Genomic DNA, 12,926 nt, shown 5'->3' on the forward strand with positions numbered 1-12,926 from the left:
CACAGACTCCTCCCGATATCGCGCCATATGCCGCGCGAAAAGCTCCTCCCCCGCCTTCCGCCGCACGTTGTAGGCGACGTCGAGCTCCTCGTCGCTCAGTCCGCGCCCAGGCCATTCGTCCACCGGCCCCACCTTCCGCCTCCCTTGCGATCGAACAGCGTCGAACGTGTCCCCGGTGGTCAGGGGGTCTCGCTGCGGGGGGCGCCTGGGGAATCCGCGGGGAACTCCTCGGTGCCCAGGACTCGCAGGAGGTCCAGGCGTTCGCGGGCCTCGTCGTCCGCCGGGGTGAGGACGAGGAGCTGCTGGCCCTGGTCGGGGGTCACGAGGGTTTCGCAGTCCATCAGGAGGGCGCCCACCCGGCGGTGCACCAGGGTCTTGCGGTCGGCGCGGCGGACGGCCACCTCGTGCTCGGCCCAGCGGCGGCGGAATTCGGGGCTCGCGGCCCGCAGGCGCTCGACGAGCCCCGTCACCACCGGGTCGCCGGGGCGGCGGCCGTAGGCGGCGCGCAGGTCGGCCACGAACTGGCGGCCGTGGTGCTCCTGCTCCTCGGACGGATGGACGTCGCGGGCGTCCGGCTCGGTGAACCACCGGTACACGAGGTAGCGGCGGTCTCCGGTGAAGCCGGTGTGGTCGCCCATCAGCAGGAGGGCGGCCCGGTTCTGCGCGAGGACCTCGCCCAGGTCGGACAGCACCACGGCAGGGGTGTCGCCGAGCAGGTCGAGCATGCGAATCAGGCCGGCGCGGGCCAGGCGGGCCACCCCCTCGGCGGGCGGGGGCCGGTGCCCGGCCAGGTGGAACAGGTGGTCGCGTTCGTCGTCGGACAGGCGCAGCGCCCTGGCCAGCGCACCGAGGAGCTGGGTCGAGGGCTGGCTGCTGCGGGCCTGCTCGAGGCGGACGACATAGTCCACCGACATGCCGGCGAGCATCGCCACCTCCTCACGGCGCAGCCCCGCGGTGCGGCGGCGGGGGCCGTCGGCGAGGCCCACCTCGGCGGGGCGGATCGCCTCGCGGCGGCGGCGCAGGAAGTCGGCGAGCTCGTCACGTCGCATGACTCCATCCTGCCTCGCGGCGGACATGCTCATCCAGGGAGGGGCTCTCCCACGATGAACGCTCCGCTTTCGGGCGTCTCCGTCCGGGCCCATGGTGGGAGGCGACTTCGGAAAGAGGGAGAACCTGATGCAGACACGAATCCTGGGGAAGACCGGGCCGGCCGTTTCCGCGCTGGGGCTGGGTGCGATGGGCATGTCGGACGCCTACGGCCCGACCGACCGCGCGGAGAGCATCGCCACCGTGCACGCCGCGCTGGACGCCGGCGTCACGCTGATCGACACCGGCGACTTCTACGGCATGGGCCACAACGAGCTGCTGCTCGCCGAGGCGCTGCGCGGCCGGGACCGCGACGGTTACCGGCTGAGCGTCAAGTTCGGCATGATGCGGGGGCCCGGCCCCGGCATGGGCGGGCACGACGCCCGCCCCGAGGCGGTGAAGAACTTCCTCGCGTACTCGCTGACCCGGCTGGGCGTCGACCACATCGACATCTACCGCCCCGCCCGGCTCGACCCGGCGGTGCCGATCGAGGAGACGGTCGGCGCGATCAAGGAGATGGTCGACGCCGGTCACGTGCGGCACATCGGCCTCTCGGAGGTCGACGCCGAGACGGTCCGCCGGGCGCACGCCGTGCACCCGATCGCCGACCTGCAGATCGAGTACGGGCTGATCTCCCGCGCGGTGGAGGAGGACATCCTGCCGACGCTGCGGGAGCTCGGCATCGGCATGACCGCGTACGGCGTCCTGAGCCGCGGCCTCATCTCCGGGCACTGGACCGCTGGCAGGAACACCGGACCGGGCGACGGCCGCAGTCTCATGATGCCGCGGTTCTCCAGCCAGAACGTGGAACACAACCTCGCCCTCGTCGACGCTCTGCGCCGCGTCGCCGAGGCCAAGGGGTGCACGGTCGCGCAGCTGGCCATCGCCTGGGTGGCCGCGCAGGGCGCGGACATCGTGCCCCTGGTCGGCGCCCGCACCCGCGAGCGGCTGGACGAGGCACTGCCCGCGATCGGGCTGGACCTCACCGCGGACGACCTCGCCGAGATCGAGAAGGCCGTGCCGCCGGGTTCGGCGCGCGGCGACCGGTACCCGTCGGCGTTCATGGCCGACCTCGGCGCGGGCAACTGAGCCCGCCGGCCCGCACTGGCCACGTCACTCACGGCGCGCTCCAGTGCGGGGTGTCCGAGTCGTGGACGGCGCCGGCGGCCGTGAAGATCAGGTAGCGGTCGAAGTCGGCGGCGAACCAGCGGTCGTGCGTGACGGCCAGGACGGTTCCCGAGTAGGAGGCCAGGCCTTCCTGGAGGGCTTCGGCGCTGGCCAGGTCGAGGTTGTCGGTGGGCTCGTCCAGGAGGAGCAGGGTCGCGCCCGACAGTTCCAGCAGGAGGATCTGCAGGCGTGCCTGCTGGCCTCCGGAGAGGGTCTCGAAGGGGCGGGAGCCGGCGGGGGCCAGCTCGTAGCGGGCGAGGGCGGCCATGGCGTCGTTGCGGGTCAGCGCGTTGTCCGACATGACGATCTCCGCGGGCGTGCGGCCCTGCAGGTCCGGACGGGCGTGGGTCTGGACGAAGTGGCCGGGGACGACCCTGGCGCCGAGGCGGAACGCGCCGCCGTGCGGGACCTCGTCGCCGGCCAGCAGGCGCAAGAACGTCGATTTGCCGGAGCCGTTGGAGCCCAGGACCGCGACGCGTTCGCCGTACCAGACCTCGGTGTCGAACGGGTCGGTCATGCCGGTCAGTTCGAGGGACTCGCAGAGGAGGGCGCGCTTGCCGGTGCGGCCGCCGCGCAGGCGCATGCGCACGTTCTGCTCCTTCGGGGCGCTCTGGGGCGGCCCTGCTTCCTCGAAGCGCCGCAGGCGGGTGCGGGCGGCCTGGTAGGAGGAGGCGACAGCGTCGTTGTTGGCCGCGCGCTGTCGGAGTGTGTGGACCAGCTGCTTGAGCCGCTTCTGCTCCTCGTCCCAGCGGCGGCGCAGTTCGTGGAGGCGGTCGGTGCGATCGCGGCGGGCCTGCGCGTAGCCCGCGAACCCGCCGCCGTGGACCCAGACGTCCCGCGACTCCACCGTGACGATGCGGTCGGCCGCGTCGGCGAGCAACCGCCGGTCATGGGAGACCAGCAGGACGGTCTTGCTCGTCGCACGGAGCTTCGCGGCCAGCCACTCCTTGGCGGGGACGTCCAGGTAGTTGTCGGGTTCGTCGAGCAGGAGGACCTCGTCGGGGCCGCGCAGCAGGGCCTCCAGGACGAGGCGCTTCTGTTCGCCGCCCGAGAGGGTGGCAACGCCGCGGACCTTCACCTCGTCGAAGGGCAGGCCCAGCGCCGCGGTCGTACAGGTGTCCCAGACGACCTCGATGTCGTAGCCGCCCGCGTCGGTGTAGTCGGTGATGGCTTGTGCGTAGGCGATCTGGCTCTGTTCGCCGTCGTCCAAGGCCCGCTCGGCGCGCACCAGCCGCTCCGCCGCGGCCTGGACGCTCCCGGGCGCCACCGACAGCAGGAGGTCGTGGACGGTCCGCCCGTCGCGGAGGCCGCCGATGAACTGGCGCATGACGCCGACACCGCCGGAGCCCGTCACGGCACCCGACAAGGGCTGGACATCTCCCGCGATCAGGCGCAGCAGCGTCGTCTTGCCGGCGCCGTTAGGGCCGACGAGCGCCGCGGTCACCCCGTCTCCGACGCGGAACGACACGTCGTCCAGGAGGAGCCGGCCGTCGGGGAGCGCGTAGGTCAGCCGGCTCACCTCGATATGCCCCATGACGCCCTCTCGTACGTTGTTCGAGTGACCGGATCAATGGTCTAGTACTCGTCCAATGTACTAGCGTGAGGCGCATGAGTGAGAGCGTGTGGCTGCGTCAGGGCCGCCCCCGGCGCGAGGGGCCGCCCCTGACGCGGGAGCGGATCGTCACGGAGGCCGTGGCGTTGCTGGACGAGGAGGGCGCCGGGCGCCTGACGATGCGCCGGCTCGCCGAGCGGCTCGACACGGGGTCCACGACCCTGTACTGGCACGTCAAGACGAAGGACGACGTGCTCGAACTGGCGCTTGACGCGATCTTCGGAGACGTCCCGATTCCCGAGAGCGGAACGGAGTGGCGCACCGGCGTGATCACGCTCATGTCGGGATGGCGGGCCGCGATGCTCGACCATCCCTGGTCGGCGGCGGTGCTCGGCGGGCGGCCGCTCCTCGGTCCCAACGTCCTGGCCCGCACCGACTTCCTGTACGGAGCCCTGGCCACGACGGGGCTGACCGGCCCGCACCTGGCCGGCGCCGCCTACGCGATCGCGAACTACGTCATCGGCTCGGCGCTCATGGAGGTCGGGGCCCGGCGCGACGAGGGGGCCGAGACGGAGAACGCCGCTGGGGAGCACCTCGTCCGCAACCGCGACCGGTATCCGCATCTCGCCGCGCACGGCCATCTGCGCGGCGGCGAGTGGGACGCCGCGTTCGTCCAGGGACTGGAGTACGTCCTGGACGGGGCGGCCCGCCGGCCCTGATCCGCGAGCCGGCGGGCGGGGCCGGTTTCCGGGTCAGCTCCCCTTGAGTTCGGTGACCTTCAGGCCGGGGGCCTTTTCGATCTCCTGTGAGCAGAAGCGTTCGGTGACCCAGCGTTTCTCAGAGAAGAGGCGGGTCTGATCGGCGTAGTGGGGGGAGGTCGGGTCGGAGGACTGCGAGTACGCCATCAGGGTCCGGGTGTCGGGGCAGCGGTCGCCGTCGAAGGAGACGACCTGGACGTAGCTGGAGCCCGTCCTCACCTCCGTGTAGCCCTTGCCGGGCGTCCACGTGGCCTCGATCTTGTTGAGGATGCCCTGGGACTCCGTGCCGCCTCCGATCGGGATCTTCTGGCCGTTGCGGGTGACGTACTGGTGGTCGCCGAGAGGCGCGTCCAGCGGGATGCCCGACTCGCGCAGCTCCTTGACGGCGTCGATCAGGGCCTTGCGGGCGGCCCAGGAGCCGGTGTTGAAGTCGCGTGGCGTGTTGACCGGGTCGGAGGCGTCGAACGGCGTCCTCCACAGGTCCCAGGCGGCGGTGGCCTTGCGCCAGTAGCGGTCGAACAGGAGGGCGCCCCGGCTGCCGGTGTCGGCCGTCCCGTCCCACTCGGCGAGGATCTCGCAGGGCTCGCCCAGGCGCATGTCGCGGCACATGGCGACGGTGCCCTCGGCGGCGAGTTCGCCCGCGTGGTTGCGGTTGGCCAAGACCAGGTCCTGCATGTCGGCCCGCGTGAACCCGCCCTCGCCGAGCTGGTCCTGGACGGCGACCAGGCCGCTGCGGGTACGCAGGCTGCGCGTGGCCTTCTCGTCGCCGATGATGCGGTCGAACCCGGTCAGCGGCTCCTCCGGGTTCGAGAGCCAGTGGCTGTCGTTGGAGTTCGTGACGTAGTCGGCGCGGTTCAGAACGGGGTAGCGGTCGGGGGCGAGGATGCCGGGCTGGACGGTCCCGGGGGCCTTGCCGGGTGCGCAGGACGAGCGGGTGCCGTCCAGGATCGCCAGCCCGGCCTGGCGGAACGTCAGGTGGCCGAGGAGGGAGTTGCAGCGGTTCGCGAACTCGTCGGTGACGTTGGGCAGCACCTGGATCTGCGCGTAGAGGGCCTCGCCGCGGGAGTCCGCGGCGATGGTGTTGACCCACGGCAGGCCCTGGGTCCCCTTCAACGCGCGGACGGCTTCGTCGGTCGTGCGGGCCTTGCCCAGCGCGAGCGAGGTGTTGGCGACGCGCGTGTTGGCCGCGTTCGGGTCGGTGATCGCGTAGGCGTTCCAGGTCGTCCACGGGAGGTCGACGGCCGAGACGGACGTGACGATCGGGCCGTAGCGGGAGCGCCACTGCGTCTTCGTCACCGGCCTGGTCGAGCCGTCCTGCTGTTTGACCTGGACGGTGACCCGCCGCTGGGTCATCTTCTCCTTCTTGCCGTCCACGAAGTAGGACGTCGGGTCGCCGGGCACCAGGCGCAGTTCGGTCAGGCTGAGGGGCACGCCCGTGGCGACGGTGTGGCTCCACGCGAACGTGGAGTTGTGCCCGATGTTGACCACGGGCGAGCCGAGAAGGCCGGCGCCGCTGACGTCGAGTTCCCCGGGGATCGTCTGGTGCGCCTGCCAGAAGCGCCGCCCGTTGTGCCACGGGTAGTGCGGGTTGCCGAGGAGCAGGCCGCGCCCGCCGGCGGTCGCGCGGCTCCCGGCGGCGATCGCGTTGCTGCCCATGCCGGCGTCCGCCATCAGGTTCCGGGCGGCCTTGGCGGCCTCCTGCGGCGACTGGGTCCTGCGCCGCACCGTGTTCTCTCCCGGCGGCCCGGCTCCGACGATGGCGTCGGTGACCATGCCGGAGCCGCCGAGCATCGCCAGGGCGTAGCCGCGGCGGTGGACGTCCAGTTCGGTGACGGGCCGCAGCCACGCGGCGCCCTTGCACGCCGGGTCGGTGATCTCCCCCTCGCGCAGGAACCGGTTGTATCCGGCCGCCCAGCCGCGGCTGAGCTCCCGCACCTCGGCGGCCGGGCCGGAGGGGGCCGGTTCGGCGATCAGTCTCTCGACGATGCCGCTGCCGTTGATGCCCGCGAAGAACACGTCGCTGGCCAGGTTGGTGGACGCGCCCGACAACGATCCGTCCGGTGCGCCGTCGGGGCCGAAGTATCTGGACCGTTCCCCGCTCAGCGTGACGACGCCTTGCGCGATCATGCAGAGGTTGTCCTTGGCGGCGGCGTAGCCCGTGCCGTACCCGAGTCCGGTGTAGTCCTTGGCCGTGATGTGCGGGATGCCGTACTCGGTATAGCGGATCGTCGCCGACATGCCGCGGCCGGCATTCAGCTGCGTGGCGACGGCGGAGGCGTTCACCGGCGTCAGGAGAGCGGCGGCGAGCACGACGGCTCCCGCCACGCGCAGGAGGGTTCGCGGCATTGCGGCTCCTTGATCACAGAGGCTCCGCAAAATTGGCACAGACGGAAGGCTCTGGCAAGCCCCGACGTCAGAGGGCCAGGCCGGGAAGGTCGGCGGCGTGGTCGCCGAGGTAGGCGGCGAGCGTCTCGGGGATCAGGGAGATCCGCGACAGGTCGCCGGGCGTGCAGGGCACGAGGTCGACGTCGTAGCGGCCTTTGGCGGGGTCGTCGAACTCGGGGCCGTGCCTGCGGGACAGGTCCATCGAGGTCAGGCGGCACACGTAGAAGGTGTTGAGGCGGTACAGGCCGGGGCCCTGCTCCCCGCACGCGAAGACCTGGCGCACGGCGCCGGCGGTGGCCCCGAGCTCCTCGTCCAGTTCGCGCCGCAGCGCGGCCTCGGGAGAGGCGTCGGCGGGCTCGATCTTGCCTCCCGGAGTCGTCCAGTAGACGGGGCGGCCTTCCCGGGTCCGCCGGATCAGGACGAGCGCGTCGCCGTCCAGCAGGAGCGCCCGGACGGCGCGCCGCACCCGCACGGGCCCGCTCACGAGTCCGGCCCGGTCATGAGTTGAGGTAGGCGAGGACCGCGAGGACGCGGCGGTGCCCGCTGTCGGTGTGCGGCAGGTCGAGTTTGGCGAGCACGGCGCCGATGTGCTTGCTGACCGACCGCTCGGTGATGACCAGCGTGGTCGCGATCGTGGCGTTGTCGAGGCCCTGCGCCATGAGCCCGAGCACCTCCCGTTCGCGGGGCGTGAGCGCCTGCAGCGGATCCTGGCGGGACGTCATCAGCTGGGAGACGACCTCCGGGTCGAGGGCGGTGCCCCCGGCGGCGACGCGGTTCAGGGCGTCCAGGAACTCGTCGACGCGGCCGACGCGGTCCTTGAGCAGGTAGCCGACCCCTTCCGCACCGCCCGCGAGCAGCTCGGCGGCGTAGGTCTCCTCGACGTACTGCGACAGGACGAGCAGCGGCAGTCCCGGGAGCCGTCTGCGGGCCTCGACGGCGGCGCGCAGCCCCTCGTCGCGGAAGCCGGGCGGCAACCTGACGTCGAGGACGGCGGCGTCCGGGCGGTGCTCCAGCAGCGCGGGCAGCACGTCGGGTCCGCTGTCCGCGACGGCGACGACCTCGTGGCCGTCGGAGTTCAGCAGCATGACGAGCCCCTCGCGGAGCAGGACGTTGTCCTCGGCGATCACGATCCGCATGGCAGGTCCACTTCGAGCGTCGTCCCTTCTCCGCCGGGGCTGTCGATGCGGGTCGTCCCGTCGAGCGCCGCCACCCGGCGGCGGATGCCGGCGAGGCCGCTGCCGCGGCCCGGGTCGGCGCCTCCCTTGCCATCATCGCGCACCGTGATCGTGAGGCGGGCGCCCGCGTGCCGGATCGTGACCCGTCCGTGCCGGGCGCCACTGTGCCTGGCGATGTTGGTGAGCGCCTCGGCGACGACGAAGTAGGCGGCGGCCTCGACGGCGGCCGGCACCCGTCCGCCCCCTTCCATCTCGACGTCCAGTCCGACGGGGATCGGCTGCCCGGCGGCGAGGGCGCGCAGCGCACCCGCCAGCCCGCGGTCGGACAGGATCGGAGGGTAGATCCCGCGGATGACCGTCCGCAGCTGCGTGAGCGCGTCCTCGATCCCCTCCCTGGCCTCAAGGAAGAGCGCCCGGGACGCGTCGGGGTCGCCCTCGAAGCGGCGGTCGGCGAGCCCGAGGCGCAGCATGGCGGCGACGAGCTGGGCCTGCGTCCCGTCGTGCAGGTCGCGCTCGATGCGGCGGAGCTCGGCGCCGTGCGCCTCCAGGGCCTCGGCCCGGGTCTCGGTCAGCTCCTCGACGCGCTCGCTGAGGCTCGTGCGGCTGGTGGGGCTGAGCAGTGCCTCGGCCAGCCGGGCATGCCACCGGACGGACCGCGGCACCAGCCACAGCAGGACGAACAGGTAGAGGGCGGTCTGGACGAACGGCATCGTCAGCGCCTTCGGCCAGCTGTCCAGCGTGACGAACGCCGCCTGGGAGCCTTCGGGCGCCGCCCACCACCACAGCGGCAGCGAGAGCGAGAAAGGCGTCGCCGGCCACAGCGCCACCGCGATCACCGCGGCCGGGAACGCGGTGAGCCCGTGCGCCGCCATCCAGGCCGCGTCCCGCCAGGTGGACGGCGACCCCAGCAGGCGGCGCGCCTCGGCCAGGCCCTCCCCCTGGGACGGCGGGTACGGCACGGGGATCTCGCGGCCCAGGACGCGGCCGGCCCGCCGCCGCTCGGCGTTCGCGAGCGCGCGCAGCGGCTTCACGGCCGACGGCAGCCACGGGAGGGCGATGAGGACCAGCACCAGGCCGGCCGTCAGCGGCACGAGCCCGGCCAAGGCCGGCAGGCCCGTCCGCAGCGCGCCGGCCAGCCGGCCGGTCGCCTCAGCGCTGCGTCCCAGCCCGTCCCGCAGCCCGCCGCTCGTGTCAATGGTCATGTCATCTCGCACCGTATGGGACGCCGGGACGCCGCGCGCATCAGGGCGTGCCCCCGGCCTGTGGTGTAGCCCGCTACACCACCGATCGGGGAGAGCGCGCCGATGTGCCGGCCGTCCCCCGGAACTTAGGTTCGTCCAGGTGAGCGACGACATCCGACGGAGGGGACCCATGACGACGATGACGGCCGAGGCCACCGCGCGCACGGCGGGCCGGGAGGCGGTCGGCCTGGAGTCGGTCGGCCTGGAGTCGGTCGGCAAGACCTACGGCGAGGTCCGGGCGCTGGACGGTGTCACCTGGACGTTCCCGCGCGGGACGTTCACCGCGGTGATGCGCCCGTCCGGGTCGGGCAAGAGCACGTTCCTGCACTGCGCGTCCGGGCTCGACCGCCCGAGCGAGGGCACCGTCCGGATCGGCGGCGCGGACATCGGCCGGCTCGGCGAGGCGAAGCGGACGCGGTTGCGCCGCGAGCGCATCGGGTTCGTGTTCCAGGCGTTCAACCTCATCCCGTCGATGGACGTCGAGCAGAACATCACGCTGCCGGTGCGGCTCGGCGGTGACGAGCCCGACCCGGCCTGGCTGGACGCCGTCGTCGGCCGCGTCGGGCTGGCCGACCGGCGCCGGCACCGCCCGTCCGAGCTGTCGGGCGGCCAGCGGCAGCGCGCGGCCATCGCCCGCGCCATGATCACCCGACCGGAGGTGGTGTTCGCGGACGAGCCGACCGGGTCGCTCGACCCGCGCACGGCCCGCGACGTCCTGCGGATGCTGCGCGAGGCGGTCGACCTCGACGGTCGGACGCTGGTGCTGGTCACCCACGACCCGGTGGCGGCCGCCTGGGCCGACTCCGTCGTGTTCCTCAGCCGCGGCCGGATCGTCGACGAGCTGACCGCCCCCACGGCCCCTGCCGTCATGAACCGCTGGGAGACGCTGTGAGTGCGGGCGCCGCGCGGAACAGGGGAGCGTCCGCCGGGATCTTCGTGGCGCTGGCGTTCGCGGCCGCGCTGGTCGGGGCGTGCGGGGTGCTGCTGGAGTCGGCGCTGCGCGCCCATGCGCCGGTGGAGCGCTACGGCGCGGCCGCGGCGGCCGTGACGGGGCCGCAGAGCGTCGAGCACGAGGTCGAGCGACTCGGTGAGGCGCCCGCGGAACAGAGCCGGCCGCTGGCCGAGCGGTCCCGCGTGCCGGTCGCCGCGGCGGCGGGGCTGCGGGCCGTCCCCGGCGTCCGCGACGTGGTCGCGGACGTGTCGTTCCCCGTGCTCCTCTCCTCGGGTGGGGCGGTGACGGGCCACGGCTGGGAATCGGCAGCCCTGCTCCCGGACGGGCTGGGCGCGGGCCGTGCCCCGCGGGCGGCGGACGAGGTCGTGCTGAGCCGGTCGGCGGGCGTCCCGGCCGGTGGGACGGTCCTGTTGCACGCCGGCGGGACGTCCCGCCCCTACAAGGTCACCGGGCTCCTGACGGACGGCCTGCCCGCGGCGTACTTCACCGCGGCGACGGCTGCGGCCCTGTACGGGCACCCCGCACAGGCGGACGCACTGGTGGTCCTCGGTGGGACGGTCGACGAGGGCGCGCTCCGCGCCGCCGCGCCGGGCCTCACCGTGGCGACCGGCGCCGCGCGCGGCGACGCCGAGGACCCGGCCGTCGCCGCCGCGCGCCCGGACATCGTGGACATCGCCGCCTCGTTCGGCAGCGTCGCGGTGATGGCCGCGCTCGTGGTCGTCGGCGGCCTGATCGTCCTCTCGGTGCGCGAACGGGCGCGCGAGTTCGCGCTGCTCCGCGCGGTCGGCGCGACGCCCCGGCAGGTCCGGGGACGGCTGCTGCGCGAGATGGCGGGGATCGGGGTGCCCGCCACGCTCACCGGCGGCGTCCTGTCCCTCGCGCTCGGCGCGGGGATGCACGCCGCGATGGTCGGGAAGGGCGTGCTGCCGGACGGCTTCGACCTGTCGCTCAGCCCGCTTCCCGTGCTGGCCGCGGTCGCGGTCACGCTGCCCGCCGCCCTCGCTGCCGCGTTCCTGGCGTCCCTCCGGGCGTCGCGGATCCGCCCGGTGGAGGCGCTCGGCGAGGCCGCCGCGGAGCCGGCGGGGCTGCCCCGCCGGCGCCTGGTCACCGGTGTGGTGTTCCTCGTCATCGGCCTGAACGCGCTCGGGTTCTCGGCGACCGCGACCGGCCCCACCGCCGCGACGTCGCTCGGCGGCCTGGTCATGGCGCTGATCGTCGCGACGGCGCTGCTGGGGCCGCTGATCGCCCGGTTCGGCAACCGCGTGCTGGGCCGCGCGGCCAGGGCCGTCTCGCCGGTGGCCGGGCGGATGGCCCAGGACGCCGCCGGAGCCGCCGCGCTGCGGGCCGGGTCGCTCATCACGCCGGTGGCCCTGGCCGTCGCGTTCGCGGGCGTGCAACTCTTCGCGCAGACCACGATCGCCCACGCGACCGAGGTGCAGGCGGACGACGGCAACCGCGCCGACCAGGTCGTCGTGGCGTCCGGGCCAGGGCTTGCGCCGGGCGTGGCCGAGGCGGTGCGGCGCACGCCGGGCGTGACCGCCGCGACGCCGGTCAAGCACGCCACCGTCGTCATGCCGGTCGAGGAACTGGGCGAGGAGACCCTCCGCTCGCTGAACGCCCGGGGCGTCGGCGCGGACGCCGCCGCCACCATGGACCCGGCGGTGTCGTCCGGCCGGCTCGGCGACCTCGGGGACGGCACGGTCGCGCTCAGCCGGGACGTCGCCGCTGGGCACGGCGTCGGGTCGACGGCGACGCTGTGGCTCGGCGACGGAACGAAGGTCGACGCACGCGTCGTCGCCGTCTACGACCGGGGGCTCGGATTCGGCGACGTGCTGCTCCCCCACGCCACGGTCAACGCGCACTCCTCGTCGCCGCTCGACGACCAGGTCCTCGTCCGCGGGGACGGCGACCTCGGGACGGTCGCCGCCGCCTACCCCGGGGTCCGCGTGTCCGGGCCGGACGCCGCCGCGGCGGCCCTCTCGCGGGACCTCCGGCTCCAGGGATTCGTCGGCCAGGTGGTCGTCGCCGCGATCACCGGGTTCGTCGTCATCGGGCTCGTCACGACGCTGGCGCTGGCGACCGCGGCGCGGCGGCGCGAGTTCGCGCTGCTGCGGCTGGTCGGCGCGACCCGCGGGCAGGTGCTGCGGATGCTGCGGCTGGAGGCCGCGATCGTGCTCGGCACCGGCATCGCGGCCGGGGCCCTCATCGCGGGCGTGACGCTGCCGGTGTTCGCGGTGGCGGTCGCCGGCGTCCCGCTGCCCGCGGTCTCGCCGGGGGCCTGCGCGGCCGTCCTCGCCGGCGTGGCCGGATCCGGCACCGCCGCGATCACGCTGCCGGCGCGGGCCGTGCTCCGGCGGCGCACCTCCCCGTCCCTCTCCTGACACCCACCAGAAGCAACCCACTCCGGAAAGGCGAGAGAACATGAGCAACTCCACCCGCTGGACGCTGGTCGCCCTCCTCATCGTCGTCAACGCCGTCTCGAGCTCGGTCTTCGACGACTCCTGGGTCACCGTCTCCGTCAACGCGGTCACCGGCGTCGCCGTCATCGCGCTGGTGATCGACTACCTGCTCCGGCGCCGCCGCGCGCAGTGACCCCGCTCGCGGACGATC

11 protein-coding genes are annotated in these 12,926 nt (G+C 73.8%); 5 read left to right on the forward strand and 6 right to left on the reverse strand.

Translation table 11 applies throughout. The features are described 5' to 3' along the window. Positions 1-179: 179 nt before the first annotated feature. Complete coding sequence (locus E1281_RS29685; protein WP_131883025.1) at positions 180-1,049, reverse strand: helix-turn-helix transcriptional regulator; 870 nt, start codon at positions 1,047-1,049, stop codon at positions 180-182. Positions 1,050-1,176: 127 nt separating this feature from the next. Here E1281_RS29685 and E1281_RS29690 point away from each other — a divergent pair, with 127 nt between their 5' ends. Then, positions 1,177-2,175, forward strand: a complete 999-nt coding sequence (locus tag E1281_RS29690; protein ID WP_131883026.1) for an aldo/keto reductase — start codon at positions 1,177-1,179, stop codon at positions 2,173-2,175. A 28-nt stretch (positions 2,176-2,203) separates the two neighbouring features. Here the strand turns inward: E1281_RS29690 and E1281_RS29695 are convergent, their stop codons facing one another. Further along, positions 2,204-3,787 carry an ATP-binding cassette domain-containing protein gene (locus E1281_RS29695; RefSeq protein WP_131883027.1) on the reverse strand — a complete coding sequence of 528 codons (1,584 nt, stop codon included), beginning with the start codon at positions 3,785-3,787 and terminating at the stop codon, positions 2,204-2,206. Between the two features lie 74 nt (positions 3,788-3,861). On the opposite strand from E1281_RS29695, the gene E1281_RS29700 reads away from it, so the two are divergent. After that, positions 3,862-4,524, forward strand: coding sequence for a TetR/AcrR family transcriptional regulator (locus E1281_RS29700; RefSeq protein ID WP_131883028.1), 663 nt, complete (start codon positions 3,862-3,864; stop codon positions 4,522-4,524). A 33-nt stretch (positions 4,525-4,557) separates the two neighbouring features. Here the strand turns inward: E1281_RS29700 and E1281_RS29705 are convergent, their stop codons facing one another. The 4 genes from E1281_RS29705 to E1281_RS29720 form a co-directional block, all read right to left on the reverse strand. Continuing rightward, positions 4,558-6,909 (reverse strand): penicillin acylase family protein, encoded by a 2,352-nt coding sequence (locus E1281_RS29705; RefSeq protein WP_131883029.1) that lies wholly within the window; start codon positions 6,907-6,909, stop codon positions 4,558-4,560. A 67-nt stretch (positions 6,910-6,976) separates the two neighbouring features. Next, complete coding sequence (locus E1281_RS29710; RefSeq protein WP_131883030.1) at positions 6,977-7,432, reverse strand: NUDIX hydrolase; 456 nt, start codon at positions 7,430-7,432, stop codon at positions 6,977-6,979. Between the two features lie 13 nt (positions 7,433-7,445). Then, complete coding sequence (locus tag E1281_RS29715; protein WP_131883031.1) at positions 7,446-8,084, reverse strand: response regulator transcription factor; 639 nt, start codon at positions 8,082-8,084, stop codon at positions 7,446-7,448. Further along, entirely contained in the window at positions 8,072-9,325 is a 1,254-nt protein-coding gene (locus E1281_RS29720) for a sensor histidine kinase (RefSeq protein ID WP_207943560.1), read from the reverse strand. Before E1281_RS29720 ends, E1281_RS29715 begins: the two co-directional genes overlap by 13 nt. A gap of 169 nt (positions 9,326-9,494) precedes the next feature. Between E1281_RS29720 and E1281_RS29725 the strand changes: the two genes are divergently transcribed. The 3 genes from E1281_RS29725 to E1281_RS40615 are packed head-to-tail and all read left to right on the forward strand — an operon-like array spanning position 9,495 to position 12,908. After that, a complete protein-coding gene (locus E1281_RS29725; RefSeq protein ID WP_243717546.1) occupies positions 9,495-10,256 on the forward strand; it encodes an ABC transporter ATP-binding protein in 762 nt (253 codons plus the stop codon). Beyond that, positions 10,253-12,697, forward strand: a complete 2,445-nt coding sequence (locus E1281_RS29730; protein ID WP_131883032.1) for an ABC transporter permease — start codon at positions 10,253-10,255, stop codon at positions 12,695-12,697. The genes E1281_RS29725 and E1281_RS29730 overlap by 4 nt, the downstream gene beginning before the upstream one ends. Positions 12,698-12,737: 40 nt before the next feature. Then, the gene (locus E1281_RS40615; protein ID WP_165959166.1) at positions 12,738-12,908 is read left to right on the forward strand and encodes a hypothetical protein; all 171 of its coding nucleotides are present in this window, start codon (positions 12,738-12,740) and stop codon (positions 12,906-12,908) included. The last annotated feature ends 18 nt before the right edge of the window (positions 12,909-12,926 follow it).

The organism is Actinomadura sp. KC345 (genome assembly GCF_004348515.1).
Lineage (GTDB): Bacteria > Actinomycetota > Actinomycetes > Streptosporangiales > Streptosporangiaceae > Spirillospora.